Genomic DNA, 20360 nt, shown 5'->3' with positions numbered 1-20360 from the left:
ATGAACTTTGTTGGCTATGTGTTTAAAGTGGTGCGAAGACGCACACCTCTAGCATATTGTCTGTTAAAGTGAGACGTTCTTTTGTTGTGACTTCATTATCCACTACTATAACGTGTGATTCACATTACAGCTGCTATCAAGGGTATACACGCTATAATGTAGACCTTCCGTTTTTTTATTTCTCTTTATTTTTAGCACGCGTCAATACTTTTAGTCCATAAGCAAACACACCGTAACCAATTATAGTTTGTGTGAACCATTTAAAGACATGATCTTTATTACACATGCGCGTCGTCATTGCACCCATCGCTGAACTTAAAATGTATAAGCCTAACACTTTTAAATATCTTTGATTCATATTTGTCACCTCTAATTATGTGTATAGAAGTCTGATGTAATATGATGAATCATTGCTTGTTCAATCGTCGCCGAACATCGTACAAACATGCTTTACCATGAAAACCACACAAAACAGCATAAATTGGCGAACGGTCACTTTAAACATAACGCAAAACAATTTAAACAAAATCATTCGATGTACGACCTTTACCGGTTAAAGTAACAATTCCAGGATATCACGCAACTCCTATTTGAAACGTATTGCATCAAAAGCGTAACATCTATTTCTTAAAAAATAATGAAGGAAGTTGCCTAATTCTCATCAGACAACTCCCTTATTTTTATAATAATCCAAGCCATTGCCAATACGTCATACTTAATATGATGACTAAAATATAACCAATAACAGTAATAGGTATACCTACTTTAAGAAAATCTTTGACAGTAAATGTTTCAGTTCCATATGCAAGCATACCTTGTGGTGAGCTTACAGGGAGTAAAAAGCCAAAACTAATGACAAATTGTTGTATTAAAACAAATCCAATTGACATATCGCCTAAGTCTAACGTCATCGTTAAAGAGATGAAAACCGGAATTAAAGCAGAAGCTAAACTCGTAGCACTTGCGAATCCTAAGTGAATTAAAATATTAAACAATGAAATTAATGCAATAGTAGCGATAATCGGCATATGCTGTAAGCCCATTAATCCAAATGTTTGATCACTTAACCATTGCGCTGCTTTAGTTTGAAGGAGTACATTACCTAATGCAATCCCTACCCCAAATACAATAACCGTACCCCAAGGGATTTTACTTTCCGCTTCCTTCCATGTCATCACACCAATCTTAGGTGTTAACATCACCGCTAATGCAAGTAACGTAATCGATGCAGAATCAATCGGATGAAGAATTTTTTCTGTTGACCATAAAATGAGTAATGCAAGAGAGATAATAATTAAACGCCATTCTTTTCCCGTAATCGGACCTAAAGCCTTTAATTGCTGTTGTACCAGTTCTTTACCACCCTCAATTTCGTTTTGTTCTGGTGGTATGACTTTTAACATTACAAAATAAAGTACAATAGACATGATAATCGACCAAGGCGCTGCATATAAAAACCACTCGCCCCATGATACATCATGACCTAATTGACCATTAATAAAATTCACGGCAACAATATTTTGCGCAGCTGCAGTTTTAATCCCAATGTTCCAAATCGAAACAGCTTGTACTGCAGTAATAATTAACAGTGCTGCAAGCTTACTTTGTTTTGCTGCACCAAAAGCTGCAACCATCCCTAATAATATTGGCACGACAGCACCTGCTCTTGCAGTCGCTGAAGGTACAAAGAACGCTAAAATAATTGATACTAAAATTGCACCAATCACGATGCGCTTTGTTTTGTTACCTACTAATGATAATACCCATAACGCTAAACGTTTATGAAGTTGCGTCACTTGCATGGCAGTCGCTAAAAACAGTGCAGCTGCAACAAGTGCCACTGCACTCGTTGAAAATCCACTAAATGCTAATTTCAACGCATTCGCCGTACCGAATAAGTCTGAACCACTTAACACGTCTTTCCCCATTTTAGGGTTACCTAGGGATTCTGTTAAGTTTTGTACTGGACTAAATCCTAAAAGTAAAATGATTAACACAACAATCATCGTCGCTGAAACAGGATAGCTCACTGCTTCTGTTACCCATAAAATTACAGCAAATGCTAGAATGGCTAAAGCACATTTCGCCATGATAGGTAAACTATCTGAAGTTGGCAAAATCAAAATTAAAATCAATGCGATAAAACTTATGCCAAACCAAACCGGTTTAAAGGTCGGTTTTTTCTGAGTTTTTCCAGCTGTTGTCATAGAAAACAACCCCCTTTATTAAAATCACTTTAAGTGTATCAATAAAAGGGGTGGATGCGTCATTTATGTTAAAACATTCACAAATTTTTTACATTTGTTGTATAATTAAAAAGTTTATGTTTTGTGACAGTGATGTTAACCGTAGCAAATTCATTTGAATCGTGACGTGTTAATTACGCGCTTCGACTGTGCGTAACGTTTGATCTCCAGGTTTAATCCATTGACGTTTCGTCATAAAATGATATATCAACCATGTGAGGACAATTGGTAATAAGAAATGAAAAATACCTATTAACACCCACGTATGTAATGAACTTCCCATTGTGTGCACTGTCATTATTTGACCGACAAAGCCACTTGTACCCATGCCAGCACCTGCCGCATTATTTACCATAGGGAAAAATACTGTCATTATCGGCGCTATGAGTGCACTTGCCACTGTCGGCGGGATTAATAGCAGTGGTTTTAAAATGATGTTAGGGACTTGCAGCATACTTGTGCCAATACCAATCGAAATTAAGCCGCTTACCCCATTATCTTTGTAGCCCATGACAGCAAAACCAACCATTTGACATGCACATCCTATTGTAGCCGCACCTGCAGCAAGCCCTGATAAATCGAGCATTAATGCTAATGCAGCACTTGAAATTGGCGCTGTTAGACATAAACCGAAAATAACTGCGACGATTATCCCCATGAGTAAGGGTTGTTGATCTGTTGCAGCAATAATCAGCTTACCTATCGCTTTCATCATTTCATTTAAAATCGGACCTAAAAATTTAGCAACGGCACCACCAATTATTAGTGTAAGCATCGGTGTAACGATAATATCCACTTTTGTTTTACTCGCATACATACGACTCAGTTCTGCGACAATTAAAGTGGCCAAAAAAGCACCGACTGCACCACCTGCAAACGTCGTATATCCCATCATACCTACAATAAGCGCTGAAAAGATGACAAGCGGTTTACATTTAAAACCGTATGCCATAGCTGCACCAATAGCCGCTCCTGTTAGCCCTTTGGCAACATTACCAATTTCTACTAAAAAGTTTAAATCTAACTGTGGAAACAATGTTTGTTTACCTATTGTTTCTAAAATTAAGCCAATAATTAATGAACTAAACAAACCTAGTGTCATATAACTTAAACCTTCGATAAACCAACGATGCAATAATTTTTTCAACTTTCTATGTCTCCCTCGAAGAAAATTTGTATTGTGTCGCTATACACGTTATATATTAACATAGAACACTTTAATAAAGGACGTACTTTTAAATTGAAACAATATTGCAATTGAAATCAAAAACGTGCACTGCGCGGGGACACAGTACACGTTTTAATCAACTTTAGTCCTACTTTCATAAAGGAGGTCTATCAGATAATACTTTAGGGGTGTATGTTTTATCTTAATAGGGATTGAACAGTTATGATTGGGAAATATGTTGGTTAACTGTTCTAACATTACTTTAACCTTTCCTTTAATGATTCACATCGGACGTGAGATTGTTTTTGGTCTAAGACTTAAGATTGACTATGTAGTGAATCGTAATAATTACTGTTTACAAACATCTGAAAACGCTTTATAATGTCAAGAAGGTACATATTTTTGGTTAAAAATTGTATCTCTTAAAGGCATTGTGTCTCACACAATACCTTTATACAGATGAAAGTCAGTCATTTTCAAACATGAGTCTTTCAATTTTTCCCCAATGAAAAGTTGAATAGGAATTAAAACAATATATTCGCGCTATTGTTTAATTCCACCCCATACGAAGCTCCTTTACATCATTGTAGAGGAGCTTTTTTGCGCTAAAAAGCACATGTTGCAAAACGCGCATTCAATAGTGAACATTTTCCGAATAAGTCATATGAGTTTACTCAAAATAATGTTAACGTTAAACTTTTTATTAAGCAAGACCTAATTTTAAATAGATAAATAAAGGGGCTGAAAGTATGTCAATAGTAGTTAAAGATTACATTTCAGAGCAATACGATTTATTCATTAATGGGGAATTTGTGAAACCCGCGTCGGGCGAATACTTAAGTGTACAAAACCCTGCCACGGGTGAAACAATCACGAAAATTGCTAAAGCCAACGAATCAGATGTGGTCAAAGCGGTCAAAGCCGCACAAAACGCCTTTCCTGAATGGTCTCGAAAATCAAAACAAGAACGTTCTGATTTATTGCGTGAAATCAGTCAACGCATTTTAGACAATAAAGACCGTCTAGCAACAATTGAAAGTATTAACACTGGTAAAGCATTACGAGAATCTTCTATGATAGACATTCCATTCGCAGCACGCCATTTTCAATACTTCGCAAGTGTCACTGACTTAGATGAGGGTACAGTCAACCAAATTGATGACAATACATTAAGTTTAATTACACATGAACCAATTGGTGTGGTTGGTGCTGTAGTCGCATGGAACTTCCCGATGTTGCTTGCATCTTGGAAATTAGGTCCAGCACTTGCCGCTGGTAATACAGTTGTGATCCAACCTTCTTCATCAACACCTGTCAGCTTATTAGAAACCGCAAAAATCTTCCAAGACGTGTTACCACCTGGTGTGGTGAACGTGGTTACAGGTAAAGGCTCTGAATCCGGGAATGCTATTTTCAATCATGATGGTGTTGATAAATTGTCGTTCACTGGCTCTACAGAGGTCGGTTACCAAGTCGCTGATGCAGGTGCTAAACGTATCGTTCCTACAACTTTAGAACTTGGTGGTAAAAGTGCGAATATTATTTTAGATGATGCCAATCAAGACGTCGCATTAGAAGGAAGTCAACTCGGCATTCTTTTCAACCAAGGTGAAGTATGTAGTGCTGGCTCACGATTACTTGTACATGAAAAAATATATGATACGTTTGTCTCTAAACTCGTACAAGCCTTTAAAAAGATTAAAGTCGGTGATCCATTAGATATGCGTACACAAATGGGTTCACAAACAGGAAAAGACCAAATAGAAAAGATTGAAAGTTATATCGATTATGCAAAATCACACGATGCCAATATATTAGTAGGCGGTAAACGCATAACAGAAAACGGTATGGATCAAGGCCACTTCTTTCAACCTACAATCATTGAACTTAAAGACAACAATAATAAACTTGCACAAGAAGAAATATTCGGTCCTGTGCTTACAATTATTAAAATAAAAAATGATGAAGAAGCGATTAGGATTGCTAACGATTCTGAATATGGACTTGCAGGCGGCGTATTCTCATCAAATATCAACAGAGCACTTCACATCGCTAAAAATATACGCACAGGGCGCGTATGGATTAACACATATAACCAAGTTCCAGAAGGCGCACCTTTTGGTGGTTATAAAAAATCTGGTATTGGTCGTGAAACATATAAAGACGCGATTGCCAATTACCAACAAATTAAAAATATTTATATCGATATTAGTAATGCACCAAAAGGGTTATATTAATCATTTTATTAAAACGATGTGTAGTATATCGGCGTACGCGCTATGATATCATCACCGCTTCCAACTAAAAATGGCTAGATGCAGTATCGCCATTAATCAACGTAGCCAACAATATTCATTTGTCAGTGAACTTTGTTGGCTATACTTTATATATCATTTTAATCTTGAGAATGTGCGATAACAGTATTAGTTTGATGACATAAACGCATCATGAAAACCACATTGAACGCAAGCGATTCATGACCAATCCTGTAAATAATATCTTTCATCCCACCCTCTATTCCCTCTTTTACGTTCATTTTTAAAAATGATATTGCTATTCTTTTTATAATTCTAATCCTTTCACCCTGAATCAAAATGGAATAAAAAATAATGTAAGTTCAAAACTTTTTGCCCTCCCACCTCCTCCACGCGTAACAATTTACCATTTAAAACGATTTTATTTATTTCAGAAAATTAATATAATTAAAACTTTTAAAGGTCACAAATATGTCATTTTAATAAAAAATATTTTGTTATTTTATTCCTTTAATGTGAAAAAGCGTCGAAGCGTTGCGGTGTGATGGGATTTAACAAGATCATTTTTTCACAATATCTATAAATTCTTTAACAATACTATTCAAAAAGAATAATTAAGCCTAGAAACATCATTTTATCGCTGTTGCATACGCTTTCAAAAAGAGCTAATATTTGATTTGGGAAATAAGCGCGCTTATTAAAAAGCTATTAATGAAAGAAGAGGAAAGATGATGGATTTTATTTTAGGTATTGGAACATTGCTCGTTGTTTTACTCGCTATGACTTTGTTTCTAAAGTTCGCCCCTAATGGCAAAGTCAGCTTACAAGCGTTATCGGGAGCAGCATGTGCTACTTTTTTGCCTGAAGCATTTTTAAAATATGCGATTGGTGGCGTATTCCATATTGATTACTTTACAAAATTAGGAGATATTGCAGGGAGTTTAAGTGGTGTCGCTGTGGGTATTTTGACGTGTTTAAAATTTGGCGTGAATCCTGTATTTGCGGTTTTAACTGGACTTGTCCTGTATGATTTTAAATTACTTCCAGCATTTATTGCAGCATACTTCGTTGGATTTGGAATTAAGTATCTCGAAAAGAAAGTACCTGAAGGTTTAGATTTAATTTTAGTCATTTTATTATCTCCAGCAGTGACGTACGGCATCGCACTTATTGTATCTCCAAGTGTTATCGCAGTACTTAAACAAATTGGTACCGCTGTAACAGCAGTTGGTGACAATAATCCATATGCATTAGCGCTTGTAATTGGTGCTATCGTCCCTGTCGTCGGTATGACACCATTAAGTTCTATGGTGTTTACAAGTTTACTTGGACTCACTGGTATCCCAATGGCAATTGGCGCGCTCGGTTGTATGGGCAGTTCGTTTGTCAATTTCGTCATGTTTAGAAAATTGAAAATCGGTAATCCTGGTAAAGCCTTTGCGGTTGCAATTGAACCGCTCACACAAATTGATATTATTGCGAAATACCCGGTTCAACTATACGGCACGAATGCAATCGTAGGTATGGTCAATGGCCTTTTCATTACGTATATGGGTATCGTTGTTAACCAACCCGGAATGGCAACTCCAATTGCCGGTCCAATCGTCGCTTTAGGATTTAATGATGCCCTGTCTACTGTTATTACAATCGTTGTCGTTGCAATCATCAGTATTGTACTCAGCTATATCATCGGAACATTTATAAACAAAAAACAAATTGGTTTAAATTTAAATACACCTAAACTTTCGAAACAAGTGAATTAAAGGAGTGAAAACTTATGGCACGTACAAAAGATTATCAAAGTGCGTTTGATGTGATTGGCCCAGTTATGATGGGTCCTTCAAGTTCACATACAGCCGGCGCTGTTAAAATTGGACAAGCGGCCCGAGCAGTATTAGGCGATACACCCGACCGTATACGCGTTCATTATTACGAATCATTTGCAGAAACACACAAAGGTCATGGTACCGATTTAGCGATTATTGGTGGTTTATTAGGATTCAGCACTTTTGATGCGCGTATTAAGACTTCTACGACTATCGCACGTGATCAAGATATTCCGTTTGAATTTATAGAAGAAAAAGGAACGAGTCTTGGCGAACATCCAAACTGTGCGCTTATCATTATCGATAAAGGCGACCGTCATGTAGAACTAAATGGAATTTCCATTGGTGGTGGCGCATTTAAAGTAAAAAGCATTCATGTGAATGGAATGTGCATTTTATTATCTCATACACCGAACTTATTAGTGATTGATGGAGAATGCGATATGTCACAAATCAACCATTTAATTAACGACCTTGTCGATAAAAGTGTTGACATAAATGAGGAAATTAAAACGATGAATCAAGGACGTTGCCTGCTCGCTTTACATTTAAATAAAGCAATCAAAAAAGAACTATTAGAAGAAATACGTCAAAAATATACAAATTTACAATTTTCATATATACAATAGTCTGGAGGAATCGACATGTTTGATTCAATGAAGGAATTAATCGAATACGCTGAAACACATTCAAAAACATTTTCAGAAATTATGATTGAACATGAAATGGTCACACGTGGTCTTTCACGTGAAGAAGTATTTGGTTTGATGCAGCTTAATTTAGATACTATGCGTGATGCTGTGGAAAAAGGCTCAACAGGCGAAGGTGTTAAAAGTGTTACAGGTTACACAGGTCAAGATGCCATTAAAGTAGCAAAATATAACGAGACCCATCAAGCACTCTCTGGTCATGATATGATTTCTGCTGTCCAAGGTGCGATTGCTACAAATGAAGTGAATGCAGCTATGGGTATCATTTGTGCAACACCTACAGCCGGTTCATCAGGTACGATTCCGGGCGTCCTATTTAAATTAGAAAAAACACATCATTTAGACAATAATCAAATGATTCAATTTCTATTTGCAGCCTCGATGTGCGGAATGATTATTGCCAATAACGCATCCGTCGCTGGTGCAACAGGAGGCTGTCAAGCAGAAGTCGGTACAGCATCAGCGATTGCCGCTGCTGCTGCCGTAGAAACATTTGGCGGTACGCCTGCACAAGCTGGGCATGCGATAGCCATTAGTTTAAGTAACTTATTAGGTCTCGTTTGTGACCCTGTAGCAGGTTTAGTCGAAATCCCATGTGTCATGCGAAATGCCATCGGTTCAGGAAATGGCTTAATTTCCGCTGACTTAGCATTAGCCGGGGTTGAAAGTCGAATTCCAGTAGACGAAGTAATTATGGCAATGGATAAAGTCGGACGTAACCTTCCTGCATCCTTACGCGAAACTGGTATCGGTGGTTTGGCCGGCACGCCAACAGGTCAAGCTATTAAAGAAAAAATCTTTGGCAGCTCTAGCCAAGAACAAGTTTTCTCATAAAAATAAAAGTACCCGTATGTCGACAAGAGGATGGACATCTCCTAAAGTTGAACGGTGAACGCTAACTTAAAGCGCTCCGTACATGACTGCGGGTACTTTTAATTATTTATCTTTTTTTAGTAAACGATGATTATACGTCTTTTGATGTTGTATATGTGTATGTGGTTGCTCAACATGGTTCTTATCCGTTTGCTGATGCTTTACTGTAAACACGATATAATGATAAATAAAGAAAATAATGATACTTAACGAAATAGATTGCATGAAAAGGTATTGCCACGTACCTGCAATTAAAAGGTTTTCAGCAATCGTTGTCGAAATGACTAAAGCAACAAATAACAATACAAATTTTTTCAGCATCCATTTCACCCCTTATCCCCTTCTTGCCTTATACATGTTATACCACGAAAAATGATGAAAAGATACCTTTTTCAGATAATTCTTACATCTGAAAATGTTCTAATCTCTTTAAATTAATAGAAATTATACATATTTTCGCATATGCGCCTCCTTGTAAACGTCTCAAAGCCATAACTTTTTCTATGTAACCATTAAACACTTTTATCTAACGAGATTCGCTCAAGAAAGATAAAAGTGTTTAACTATATATTATTTTTTAATATTGTTGAAATCAATAACATTACGCTGTTTGTTTCGTTCTTCTTGATCAATCTTATGCATATATTCTTCAAACGTATACCCATGATAAATCCAATTGCGCATCTTCATATAGACTGGTTTCACTTTATTTACAGCTGTTTGTTCGACACGTTTTCGTAAAATACCATCTTGTACCAGTGAATACATGACATCAGCAACCATATTATATTCAATCGCATGTTTCATCATTGTCAGTAATTCGACAGTAAGCCCTTCAACCGTCGCGTTAAGTTTATTATCTTCTCTAATATTTTTTGACAACCATGAGACAAAGTTAAAATAGGTTTCATCATCTAAACCGAACACATGCGTCTGATAATACAACATATCTTTTAACTTTTCTGGCTCATAATATTTTGCATCTTTTAAGAAATGATGATACTCATCTGGTTCGAGTTCCAATCCTACACTCGTAATATATCCTTCGCCTACGATGAAATTTCGGGTATTCGGCATTAAACGCGTCAAACGTCTTAACAACTTCCGAATATCGAGTAATGAATAATCCTTTTCGAGGTACTTGGTCATAACGCGTTGAAGTTGCGAAAGTGAGTATAAACCGTATAGATTAGTTGCCGCCTCAATAAGATCTTGTTCTAATTTAAAATGGTTGAGCATCTCGTTTTGTGTAACCCATTTTTCAACTTGAGTAATGATTTCTTCAGGTATCCATAATAAATGATACCCTCTTTCATCTCGTTCCGTTTCAAAAATTAAAAACGATTCAGGAAAAGAAATATCTGTCTCAATCGATTCTCCATTTTGATTCATCGCTAATGTATGAATGAATAAACGTTGTTGATCCTCGTTCATTTGATGAACGATTTCATTAAAATACGATTCTGTAACGATAGACGTTAAGAGTAAAGAAGCAATGCCTTCTTTTTTTAATGTTGAATAACCTTTAATATGGTGGTTTCTACAAAGTTGCTTCAATTCTTCAACTGTAGGGTCTCCTAATAAATGAATAAATTTATTAGGGCTGTCTTGATCAAGCATTGTATTTAACATATTTTCTAATTGCGCTTGATCTTGAACATTTTGATTTTGTAATAATGCTTTTAACGATTTATCCCAATTAGACATTTTTAATCACCTATTTATATATTCTTAAATTCATTGTACTATTGATACCGCTAAAACAAAATGACAAACGGATGAACATCACACTTCAACATGTGCAGTTAACCTTTAAAATACGCAAAATACCTTCATCGTTCCTCAATCTGAACAATGAAGGTACAAACGTATCATTGAAATATTTGCAAGTCCCTGTACATTATTTATGTTTTTGGCAGCTATTTTTAACGTCTTGATTTAGGGTTTAATGCATCTTTAAGACCTTCTCCAATAAAGTTAATACATAGAATGGTCGTCGTAATGGCTAGCGCTGGCGGCATCCATATCCATGGCTTTCCTCTCAAAATATCCCCTTCTTGCGCATCACTCAACATATTTCCCCATGTGGGAACCGTTTTATCGATACCAAAACCTAAGAAACTCAATCCAGCTTCCGCTACGATTTGAACGGCAAACAACAACGTTGCTTGTACAATAATAACACTTAAAATATTAGGTAATAAATGTTTAAATAAAATTTTAATGACAGGTGTTCCGATAGATTGCGCTGCTAAAAAATACTCATTCTCTTTTTCCTGCATGACTTTACCGCGTACTATACGTGCGACGCCTACCCATGATAAAGCGATTAATACAGCAGCAAGTACGAAAGCTGAGCCATATTGATTTTCGATTTTACCACTAAATGTCGCATTCAATACGACGGCGAATGGAATAAATGGAAACAGCATTACAAATTCAGTAAAACGCATCAGTATGGTATCAACCCAACCACCGTAATATCCAGATATCATTCCAATGAGAACACCGATAATCATTAGACCTATCGTTGTAACGAGTCCAAATAATAAAGAGACACGTCCTGAATATAACAATCGACTTAATATATCACGTCCTCCTGAATCTGTTCCCAACAAGTGTTGCGCGGACATATCACCTTTAATCACTACTAAATTTTGTAAATTAGGATCAAATGGTGCAATGAGTGGTGCAATAAGAGAAATCACGAATATTAACATTAAAATGATACTCGCTGCCATGGCAGGTTTATTTTTCACAAACTTTTGACGTGCAATGGCTAACGGTGAACGATTTTTAACTTTAACTTTTTCAGCCATGGTACCCCTCCTAATTACTCTTAATTCTCGGATCTACAATACTATATGTAATATCCGATATCAGATTTGCTAATAAACCTAAAAATGAGAAAAATAGGAGTAGTGCCATCATAAGTGGATAATCTTTACCGCCTATGGAATCAATTAGTAACTTACCAATTCCAGGGTAAGAAAAAATAGTTTCTGTTATTACTGCACCACCAAAGACAGACAGTACATCTGCACCAAAGAAAGTGACAATAGGTATGACAGAATTACGCAAAATATGCTTATTATATATTGTTGATTCTGAAAGACCTTTTGCACGCGCTGTACGAATATAATCTTTACGTGAATTTTCGATAATATCATTTCTTAAAAACTGAACATAACTTGCAGTTGACAAGAGCCCTAATACTGTCCCAGGCAAAATCGCATGATATAACTTACTCATATAATATTCAAATGAGCCTTCTTCAAGGCCTATCGCCACAGATCCTGAAAAAGGGAACCAGCCGAGTTGAAATGCAAAAATATAGATGGCAAAAACCCCTGCTACGAATGATGGAATCGCAAGCATTAAATAATTCATAAATTGCACACCGTAGTCTAGACCACTGTATGGTTTACGTCCTGATAATATACCAAGCGGAAACGCAACGAGGTAAGTAATGACTATGCTTACGACACCTAGTAACACAGTATTTGGCATACGTTCTTTAATTAAGTCCATCACTGGACGTTTATAACGTATAGAATCTCCGAGTTCACCTTTAAGAACATTCTCTCCCCATTTTGCATATTGCACATGAATCGGGTCGTTTAAACCTAGTTTTTCTCGTTGTTCTTCATAATATTTCGCATCTACTTTAGGATCCATTTGACCCGTGAATGCATCCCCTGGTTGTAATTTAGCAAGAACAAATATAACGATTGACATACCAATTAATAGTGGAATCATTAATAAAAAGCGTCTAATAATTAAAGTTGTCATTTCACCATCACCTCATCTTCTAAAAGAATACACGCTGCATAATGCTCGTTATTCACAGCGCGGTAAGCAGGCTTCTGTTGCGCACATTCCGGCTTGGCAACTGGACACCGCGTATGAAAAGGACAGCCTTTGGGTGGGTCACTCGGTGATGGCAAATCTCCTTGCAACAATATTCGTTCTTTCTTTTGACCGGGTTTAATTTCTGGTATGGCTGAAATTAAAGACTGTGTATACGGATGTTGTGGATGATTATATATATCATCGGCTGGTCCCTGTTCAACGATATGACCTAAATACATTACACATATATAATCACTCACATGTTTCACTACACTTAAATCATGTGCGATAAATAAATAACTCAAACCAAATTCTTCTTGTAGTTCATCCATAATATTTAACACTTGTGACTGAACGGACACATCCAATGCACTCACAGGCTCATCTGCAATAATTAATTTTGGCTTCAACGCTAGCGCACGTGCAATCCCCACACGTTGGCGTTGTCCACCTGAAAACTCATGCGCATATTTATAATATGCTTGTTCATTTAATCCAACACGCAGCAATAAATCTTTTACTTCACCTTCAATCTCTTTTTGTGACTTTTTGTAAAAATTCCGAATCGGTTCTCCAACAATATCACCTACCATTTGCATGGGATTTAATGACGCATATGGATCTTGAAAGACCATTTGAAATCCTTTACGCGCTTCTCGAAGTGCTTTACCACGAAGCTTCGTAATATCTTGACCACAAAAACGTATTTCACCTGATGTCACATTTTGTAAACGTAATATCGTCCGTCCTGCAGACGATTTACCACATCCTGACTCCCCTACAAGCCCTACAGTTTGGCCTTTTTTTACATTAAACGAGATGCCATCCACAGCTTTCACTTCACCAATTTTACGTTGAAACACGCCACCTTTAATAGGATAGTATTGTTTCAAATCTTTTACTTCTAAAACATATTCATTAGACATTCACTTTCCCCTCCTTACGCATCACCGCTTCATCATACAAATGACAGGCCACTTTATGTGCGTCATTAATCACACTTGTTTTAAGGTTGACCTCCGTACATGATGGCATCGCATATGGACAACGATTCGCAAAACTGCAACCAATTTTTGGTAGTTCATCTAAATTGGGTACAGATCCTTTAATCGTTTCTAACCGCTCTCGTTTATCATCTAATCGTGGGATAGCTTTTAACAGTAATTTTGTGTATGGGTGTTTTGGAACATTGAATATATCGTTAACGGTTGCGCGTTCAACAATTTTGCCCGCATACATAACAGCCACTGTATCACACACTTCTGAAATAACGCCTAAATCATGTGAGATAAAAATAATGCCCATATTCGTCTCACTTTGAATTTTTTTTAGCAAATCTAAAATTTGAGCCTGTACCGTTACATCTAACGCTGTCGTTGGCTCATCAGCGATTAATAATTCAGGAGAGCAAGATATCGCCATTGCAATCATCACCCGTTGACGCATGCCGCCCGACAATTGGTGCGGATATTCATGAATCACTTTATCTGCACGTGGAATCCCCACTTGTCTTAACAATTCAATTGCACGTGCTGTCGCTTCTTTTTTAGAAATCTTCAAATGCAAAACCATCATTTCTACTAGTTGATTTCCAATTGTAAATACTGGATTCAATGACGTCATAGGTTCTTGAAATATCATCGCAAGTTCATTGCCACGAATTTTATTTAATTCTGCCATTGGGATGTTATCTATACGCTTGCCTTTATAAAGCACTTCACCTTCATTTATTGTACCGATTTTGTCAGGTAGTAAGCGGAGTATCGACATGCTGAGTATGGATTTTCCCGAACCGGATTCACCAACGATTCCCATGACCTCACCTTGCTTTAACGTCAAACTTACGTTAGATATTGCATTATAATTTTTACCATTTATATCAAAACCTGTACTTAAATTTTTAACTTCTAATAGATGCCTCTCTGCCATCATTAGCCCCCCTATTGTGCAAGTTTTAGCTATGTGTTGCGCATTAGAATGTTTCGATATTTATTTGATGCAGATATACAAATGGATTGAGCGTTCTATACGCCCAATCCGTTTGTTTAGTATTACTTATCCTTTTCTACAGTCCATTCATAAATTGGGTTTGAACCATTTAAACCAACTTCAAAGTTTTTCACTTTATCGCTTACTGCAGTAATGTCTTTTAATTCTGCAATTGGAATCACTGGAACGTCTTCAGCCATAATTTTTTGCCATTCTAAATATTTGGCTTTGCGCTTCTCTTTATCATCTCCGACAACCTTTGTATCAAGTGCTTCTTTTAATAATTTATCCGCTTTTGGATTGTTATAGCGTGATTCATTCCAAAGCGCTGTAGATTTATACAGTCCAGATGGATCAGGATCTGCCCCTTGTTGCCAAGTTCTGAAATACGCTTCCATATCTTTCGTTGAATTTTCTAAGTCTTGCCCAAATTTACCAAATTCGACCATTTCAGTTTTCGTTTTTAAGCCTACTTTTTCCCAATATCCTTTGATAGCAGCCGTACGTGGTTCAAATGTTGGATTTGAACCAGCATAATGTTTTAAGTTTACAACAAATGGTTTACCATCTGGTCCTTCACGCCATCCGTCTTTATCTTTATCCTTATAACCCGCTTCATCTAAAAGCTTTTTCGCTTTTTTAACATCATAGTCATATTCGTGAACGTCACCTTCTTTAGCACCACTCCAATGAGAAGAAGGAATTAAACCATTTAACGGCTTACCATAGCCATAGAAAAATGCATCAATCCACTCTTTACGGTTAATCGCATGTGCCATCGCTTGACGTAATTTTTTATCTTGATATTTCGGACGTTCTTTTCCAATTGTTTGAGTTTTCTTATCATAATCATGTAATACAAAACCGATAATCGCATATGACGTAGATGGCGATTCTAATAAGTTGACCCCTTCAGCACCGTTGTCTTTAATTTCTTTCGCTATAGGAGCTGTAATTTGCGCCATATCAATTTCGCCGTTCTCTAATGCTTGCGTCATCGTCGTTTGTTCAATCACACGTAAATTAACCTTGTCTAGCTTAGGTTCACCTTGCCAATAGTCTTTAAACTTTTCTAACTCAACAGACTCGCCATCAACAATTTTCTTCACTTTGTATGGTCCGATACCAATTGGATTTTTACGTACCGCCTCAGATTTACCCATTTCTTTTACAGGGATATCTTTAAAAATCTTTTCACTTAATGGTGCGCTCGTCCATAATTCAAGTAAATTATTGGCTTTATGTTCTTTAAATTTAATTTCAGCCGTATAGTCATCAATCTTTTTAATTCCCGAAATCGAATTTGCTTCACCCTTATGTTTTGCATCTGCCCCTTCAATGATTTCGACCCCGTTATAACGTGGGCCATCATAATCTGGATCCGCAATTGTTTCTAATGTAAATAGCCAGTCGTTAATTGTAAAATCATTGCCATCATGCCATTTAATACCTTTTTTCACTTTAAACTTATATGTAAGATCGTCACCTTTTTTTTGTTCCCACGACAAAATCTTAGGTTTAATGTTTAATTCTTTGTCAAATTCAACAAGACTATCATTAAAATAACTAATAACATCAGAGTCACTTGTTGAACCTGCAAAAACAGATTGAAAATTCCCTTCAGGTGCTGCAGCCAAACCTACGTTTAGTGTGCCACCTTTTGCATCACTTTTCCCTGTTTTACTCTTTGTCTCACCTGATCCAGAATCACCCTTACCGCACGCACTTAACACTAAAACTAAGCACGCAATAATCATTACAAACAAATTCAGTTTCTCTTTCATTCGCGTTCCCCCTTCTCATATTTGATGTTATTAACATTAATTATCATATTTGTCAGACAATTTTGTCAATAACAATATGCGTGGCGGAACATAATTAAATAAGAATACTAGTGTGTTTTTAATATACAATAAGGGCATGTATATCAGTCGTATCAAGGGATTTAAAGCTATTTAACGCAATAAAGAAATTCAATAAAATTTTTTGAAAAATTGTTGTTTACAGATGGTCATTATCATAAAAAAATACAGAATAGCCTGATGAAGCATAAAAACAATCATCATAGGTTATTCTGTATATACATACATCTTTAGTGTCTTCACAGAAAAGACACTAAGCGTGTATGTTATCTAAAGCTTCTCTCACAGGTTGGTCACCATCAAGAACTTGAAATTCTTTGCCTTGATGTTTTGATTGCGTAATAATTTCAAACAGTACACGTGCTACATTTTCCCGTGAAATTTCGCGTTTATCTGGTTTTTCAAATAATGATGCTATACTTACATTCCCACTGCCTTGCGCGTTTGTTAAGCCACCTGGGTGCACAATTGTCGCTATGAGCTTACTGCGTCTCAAATAATCATCCGCGTAATGTTTCGCAATCGTATATGGCTTTAAATCACCACCCGCATCAATCGCTTCACGGCGAGAATCCCAAGTTGACACCATAATAAAGTGAGAAATGTTAGCGCCTTCACTTGCACGAATCACTTTCACAGCGCCATCTAAATCAACCGCCAGCGTTTTATCAGCGCCTGTTGCCCCTCCAGAACCGACGGAAAACACGACCTGATCGTAACCTGCTAGTTTTTTTTGTATTGTTTCAATACTGTCGTATTCAACATCAATCAACGTAGCTTGAATGCCTTTAGCTTCTAGGGCTTCTTTCTGTGAATCTTTTCGAACACCTGCAGTAAACTCTTGATGATTGTCTTTTAACAATTGCACGAGATAATGACCTACGCCACCATTCGCACCGAGTACAAATGTTTTCACCATATAGATTCCCTCCATTCATTTGATATTGCCATCGTATAACAGTACATAAAGAATCTCACATAAAGTGCTTATAAATTGTCTAAAACCTCGCTCATTTTGTCATAAACCCTCGGGACATGCGCGATTTAATATTACTTTTCAATGAATTGAACTCCTTTTTTCCTATTTAAATGTCCCAAGTCAAAAATTTCAAGATGATTTAAAAGACTCACCTCACTTATTTAGAATTTATGTACATCATAAAAATACAAATAACATTGATTCAAATGAATTGTGGCAGTTTTATATACAAAATATATACAAATAATGACAATGCGCAAACGCTTTCAAAATTTACGTGATATATTTCACATGAATTGATATACTAATTGTGAAATGATGAACAATGGAGGTTTGATCATGATTTATGAAGCAAAAACACAAACAAATGCTTGGAAAGGTTTTAAGACGGGACTTTGGTCACATCGTGTCGATGTCCGTGATTTCATTCAATTAAACTTCACTGGCTACACAGGTGATGACTCATTTTTAGAAGGCCCAACAGAAGCAACAAAACAACTTTGGGACCAAGTCATGACACTCTCAAAAGAAGAACGTGAACGTGGTGGCATGTGGGATATGGATACAAAAATCCCTTCATCGATTACTTCTCATGATGCGGGTTACCTTAATGAATCACTTGAACAAATTGTAGGGGTACAAACTGAAAAACCATTCAAACGTTCTATGCAACCTTTTGGTGGTATTCGTATGGCTAAAGCAGCTTGCGAAGCATACGGTTATGAACTTGACAAAGAAACAGAACGCATCTTTACAGACTATCGTAAAACGCATAACCAAGGTGTATTCGATGCTTATTCAAAAGAAATGCTTGCATGCCGTAAAGCAGGTATTATTACAGGCTTACCAGATGCGTATGGTCGTGGCCGTATTATTGGTGACTACCGTCGTGTAGCATTATATGGTGTCGATTTCTTAATGGCAGAAAAACAAAAAGATTTTGAAAATCTTTCTACAACAATGTCAGAGGATATTATTCGTTTACGTGAAGAATTATCTGAACAATACCGTTCTTTAAAAGAGTTAAAAGAATTAGGTAACATCTATGGTTTCGACTTAAGCCGTCCAGCTGAAAACTTTAAAGAAGCTGTTCAATGGTTATACCTTGCTTATCTTGCTGCAATTAAAGAACAAAACGGTGCTGCGATGAGTCTTGGTCGTACGTCTACTTTCTTAGATATTTATGCTCAACGTGATTTAGACAACGGTACTATGACAGAGTCTGAAGTTCAAGAAATCATCGACCATTTCATTATGAAATTACGTCTTGTAAAATTCGCACGTACACCAGACTACAACGAGTTATTCTCAGGTGATCCAACTTGGGTAACTGAATCAATTGGTGGTGTTGGTTTAGATGGTCGTGCGATGGTAACGAAAAACTCTTTCCGTTTCTTACATTCACTTGATAACTTAGGCCCAGCACCTGAGCCAAACTTAACAGTATTATGGTCAACACGCTTACCAGAAAACTTCAAAAAGTATTGTACGAAAATGAGTATTAAAACAAGCTCAATTCAGTATGAAAATGATGATCTTATGCGTGAAAGCTATGGTGATGACTATGGTATCGCATGTTGTGTATCAGCAATGAGAATTGGTAAACAAATGCAATTCTTCGGTGCACGTGCCAACCTTGCAAAAACATTGTTATATGCGATTAACGGTGGTAAAGATGAAAAGTCAGGTCAACAAGTTGCGCCAAACTTTAAAGCAATAGAATCAGAAGTGTTAGATTATGATGAAGTCTATGCACGTTTTGATGAAATGATGGAATGGTTAGCTGGCGTTTACATTAACTCACTTAACGTCATTCACTACATGCATGATAAGTACAGCTACGAACGTATTGAAATGGCACTTCATGATACAGATGTTCACCGTACAATGGCAACTGGTATTGCGGGTCTTTCTGTGGCTGCTGACTCATTATCAGCCATTAAATACGGCACAGTTAAAACAATACGTGATGAAAATGGTTTAGTTGTTGATTTCGAAACAACAGGAGAATATCCGAAGTACGGTAACAATGATTCACGCGTAGATGATATTGCTGTTCAACTTGTTGAAAGCTTCATGAGAAAATTACGCAAACATAAAACGTATCGTGAATCTGAACATACAATGAGTGTATTAACAATTACCTCTAACGTTGTATATGGTAAGAAAACAGGTAATACACCAGACGGTCGTAAAGCCGGCGAACCATTTGCACCAGGTGCAAACCCTATGCATGGTCGCGATGAACACGGTGCACTCGCTTCATTATCATCTGTAGCAAAATTACCATACGATTGTTGTAAAGATGGTATTTCTAACACATTTAGTATCGTCCCTAAATCATTAGGTAAAGAAGACGATACACAACAACAAAACTTAGTAAGTATTTTAGATGGTTATGCAATGCAACATGGTCATCACTTAAATATTAACGTATTCAACCGTGAAACATTACTCGATGCAATGGAACATCCAGAAGAATACCCTCAACTTACAGTTCGTGTATCTGGTTACGCGGTGAACTTTATTAAACTGACACGTGAGCAACAACTTGATGTCATTTCAAGAACATTCCACGAGTCTATGTAAAACAAACTATT

The 20360-nt window shown here is 36.7% G+C and carries 17 protein-coding genes; 5 read left to right on the top strand and 12 right to left on the bottom strand.

What is annotated here, in order from left to right; translation table 11 throughout:
- Positions 1 to 175: 175 nt before the first annotated feature.
- The 3 genes from SHYC_RS02340 to SHYC_RS02330 all read right to left on the bottom strand — a co-directional run bounded on the left by SHYC_RS02340 (position 176) and on the right by SHYC_RS02330 (position 3393).
- The gene (locus SHYC_RS02340; protein WP_039644185.1) at positions 176 to 358 is read right to left on the bottom strand and encodes a hypothetical protein; all 183 of its coding nucleotides are present in this window, start codon (positions 356 to 358) and stop codon (positions 176 to 178) included.
- 322 nt (positions 359 to 680) lie between these two features.
- On the bottom strand, positions 681 to 2207 hold the full coding sequence (locus SHYC_RS02335) for an SLC13 family permease (RefSeq protein ID WP_039644183.1): 1527 nt from the start codon (positions 2205 to 2207) through the stop codon (positions 681 to 683).
- A 169-nt stretch (positions 2208 to 2376) separates the two neighbouring features.
- Positions 2377 to 3393 carry a PTS sugar transporter subunit IIC gene (locus SHYC_RS02330; RefSeq protein WP_039644181.1) on the bottom strand — a complete coding sequence of 339 codons (1017 nt, stop codon included), beginning with the start codon at positions 3391 to 3393 and terminating at the stop codon, positions 2377 to 2379.
- Positions 3394 to 4163: 770 nt separating this feature from the next.
- Here SHYC_RS02330 and SHYC_RS02325 point away from each other — a divergent pair.
- On the top strand, positions 4164 to 5651 hold the full coding sequence (locus SHYC_RS02325) for an aldehyde dehydrogenase family protein (protein ID WP_039644179.1): 1488 nt from the start codon (positions 4164 to 4166) through the stop codon (positions 5649 to 5651).
- Between the two features lie 158 nt (positions 5652 to 5809).
- Here the strand turns inward: SHYC_RS02325 and SHYC_RS12245 are convergent, their stop codons facing one another.
- Positions 5810 to 5950, bottom strand: a complete 141-nt coding sequence (locus SHYC_RS12245) for a hypothetical protein (protein ID WP_158484629.1) — start codon at positions 5948 to 5950, stop codon at positions 5810 to 5812.
- 450 nt (positions 5951 to 6400) lie between these two features.
- On the opposite strand from SHYC_RS12245, the gene SHYC_RS02320 reads away from it, so the two are divergent.
- The 3 genes from SHYC_RS02320 to sdaAA are packed head-to-tail and all read left to right on the top strand — an operon-like array spanning position 6401 to position 9039.
- Positions 6401 to 7432 carry a PTS sugar transporter subunit IIC gene (locus tag SHYC_RS02320; protein WP_039644177.1) on the top strand — a complete coding sequence of 344 codons (1032 nt, stop codon included), beginning with the start codon at positions 6401 to 6403 and terminating at the stop codon, positions 7430 to 7432.
- Between the two features lie 14 nt (positions 7433 to 7446).
- Entirely contained in the window at positions 7447 to 8124 is a 678-nt protein-coding gene (sdaAB, locus tag SHYC_RS02315) for an L-serine ammonia-lyase, iron-sulfur-dependent subunit beta (protein WP_039644175.1), read from the top strand.
- Positions 8125 to 8139: 15 nt separating this feature from the next.
- The gene (gene sdaAA, locus SHYC_RS02310; protein ID WP_039644173.1) at positions 8140 to 9039 is read left to right on the top strand and encodes an L-serine ammonia-lyase, iron-sulfur-dependent, subunit alpha; all 900 of its coding nucleotides are present in this window, start codon (positions 8140 to 8142) and stop codon (positions 9037 to 9039) included.
- Positions 9040 to 9141: 102 nt separating this feature from the next.
- Here sdaAA and SHYC_RS02305 read toward each other — a convergent pair whose 3' ends face one another.
- The 8 genes from SHYC_RS02305 to SHYC_RS02270 all read right to left on the bottom strand — a co-directional run bounded on the left by SHYC_RS02305 (position 9142) and on the right by SHYC_RS02270 (position 17697).
- Complete coding sequence (locus tag SHYC_RS02305) at positions 9142 to 9399, bottom strand: hypothetical protein (RefSeq protein ID WP_039644171.1); 258 nt, start codon at positions 9397 to 9399, stop codon at positions 9142 to 9144.
- 249 nt (positions 9400 to 9648) lie between these two features.
- Complete coding sequence (locus tag SHYC_RS02300; RefSeq protein ID WP_039644169.1) at positions 9649 to 10785, bottom strand: hypothetical protein; 1137 nt, start codon at positions 10783 to 10785, stop codon at positions 9649 to 9651.
- A 218-nt stretch (positions 10786 to 11003) separates the two neighbouring features.
- Positions 11004 to 11897 (bottom strand): oligopeptide ABC transporter permease, encoded by an 894-nt coding sequence (gene opp4C / locus SHYC_RS02295; protein ID WP_039644167.1) that lies wholly within the window; start codon positions 11895 to 11897, stop codon positions 11004 to 11006.
- Positions 11898 to 11907: 10 nt separating this feature from the next.
- Complete coding sequence (gene opp4B, locus SHYC_RS02290; RefSeq protein WP_039644164.1) at positions 11908 to 12870, bottom strand: oligopeptide ABC transporter permease; 963 nt, start codon at positions 12868 to 12870, stop codon at positions 11908 to 11910.
- Positions 12867 to 13856, bottom strand: a complete 990-nt coding sequence (locus SHYC_RS02285) for an ABC transporter ATP-binding protein (RefSeq protein WP_039644162.1) — start codon at positions 13854 to 13856, stop codon at positions 12867 to 12869. The genes opp4B and SHYC_RS02285 overlap by 4 nt, the downstream gene beginning before the upstream one ends.
- A complete protein-coding gene (locus SHYC_RS02280; RefSeq protein WP_039644160.1) occupies positions 13849 to 14859 on the bottom strand; it encodes an ABC transporter ATP-binding protein in 1011 nt (336 codons plus the stop codon). The genes SHYC_RS02285 and SHYC_RS02280 overlap by 8 nt, the downstream gene beginning before the upstream one ends.
- A gap of 122 nt (positions 14860 to 14981) precedes the next feature.
- Positions 14982 to 16703, bottom strand: a complete 1722-nt coding sequence (gene opp4A, locus SHYC_RS02275) for an oligopeptide ABC transporter substrate-binding protein (protein WP_039644158.1) — start codon at positions 16701 to 16703, stop codon at positions 14982 to 14984.
- 331 nt (positions 16704 to 17034) lie between these two features.
- The gene (locus tag SHYC_RS02270) at positions 17035 to 17697 is read right to left on the bottom strand and encodes an SDR family oxidoreductase (RefSeq protein ID WP_167706485.1); all 663 of its coding nucleotides are present in this window, start codon (positions 17695 to 17697) and stop codon (positions 17035 to 17037) included.
- A 402-nt stretch (positions 17698 to 18099) separates the two neighbouring features.
- On the opposite strand from SHYC_RS02270, the gene pflB reads away from it, so the two are divergent.
- Entirely contained in the window at positions 18100 to 20349 is a 2250-nt protein-coding gene (pflB, locus tag SHYC_RS02265; protein WP_039644154.1) for a formate C-acetyltransferase, read from the top strand.
- The last annotated feature ends 11 nt before the right edge of the window (positions 20350 to 20360 follow it).

It is taken from the genome of Staphylococcus hyicus, assembly GCF_000816085.1.
Taxonomy (GTDB): Bacteria; Bacillota; Bacilli; order Staphylococcales; family Staphylococcaceae; genus Staphylococcus; species Staphylococcus hyicus.
This window is presented reverse-complemented; position numbering and strand designations above follow the sequence as displayed.

What these genes read in the sequence shown, in the direction of transcription:
- opp4C (WP_039644167.1), bottom strand. Translation starts at nt 11,897, where the DNA reads ATGGCTGAAAAAGTTAAAGTTAAAAATCGTTCACCGTTAGCCATTGCA.
- SHYC_RS02280 (WP_039644160.1), bottom strand. Translation starts at nt 14,859, where the DNA reads ATGGCAGAGAGGCATCTATTAGAAGTTAAAAATTTAAGTACAGGTTTT.
- sdaAA (WP_039644173.1), top strand. Translation starts at nt 8,140, where the DNA reads ATGTTTGATTCAATGAAGGAATTAATCGAATACGCTGAAACACATTCA.
- SHYC_RS02285 (WP_039644162.1), bottom strand. Translation starts at nt 13,856, where the DNA reads ATGTCTAATGAATATGTTTTAGAAGTAAAAGATTTGAAACAATACTAT.
- sdaAB (WP_039644175.1), top strand. Translation starts at nt 7,447, where the DNA reads ATGGCACGTACAAAAGATTATCAAAGTGCGTTTGATGTGATTGGCCCA.
- pflB (WP_039644154.1), top strand. Translation starts at nt 18,100, where the DNA reads ATGATTTATGAAGCAAAAACACAAACAAATGCTTGGAAAGGTTTTAAG.
- SHYC_RS02325 (WP_039644179.1), top strand. Translation starts at nt 4,164, where the DNA reads ATGTCAATAGTAGTTAAAGATTACATTTCAGAGCAATACGATTTATTC.
- SHYC_RS12245 (WP_158484629.1), bottom strand. Translation starts at nt 5,950, where the DNA reads ATGAACGTAAAAGAGGGAATAGAGGGTGGGATGAAAGATATTATTTAC.
- opp4A (WP_039644158.1), bottom strand. Translation starts at nt 16,703, where the DNA reads ATGAAAGAGAAACTGAATTTGTTTGTAATGATTATTGCGTGCTTAGTT.
- opp4B (WP_039644164.1), bottom strand. Translation starts at nt 12,870, where the DNA reads ATGACAACTTTAATTATTAGACGCTTTTTATTAATGATTCCACTATTA.
- SHYC_RS02320 (WP_039644177.1), top strand. Translation starts at nt 6,401, where the DNA reads ATGGATTTTATTTTAGGTATTGGAACATTGCTCGTTGTTTTACTCGCT.
- SHYC_RS02340 (WP_039644185.1), bottom strand. Translation starts at nt 358, where the DNA reads ATGAATCAAAGATATTTAAAAGTGTTAGGCTTATACATTTTAAGTTCA.
- SHYC_RS02335 (WP_039644183.1), bottom strand. Translation starts at nt 2,207, where the DNA reads ATGACAACAGCTGGAAAAACTCAGAAAAAACCGACCTTTAAACCGGTT.
- SHYC_RS02305 (WP_039644171.1), bottom strand. Translation starts at nt 9,399, where the DNA reads ATGCTGAAAAAATTTGTATTGTTATTTGTTGCTTTAGTCATTTCGACA.
- SHYC_RS02300 (WP_039644169.1), bottom strand. Translation starts at nt 10,785, where the DNA reads ATGTCTAATTGGGATAAATCGTTAAAAGCATTATTACAAAATCAAAAT.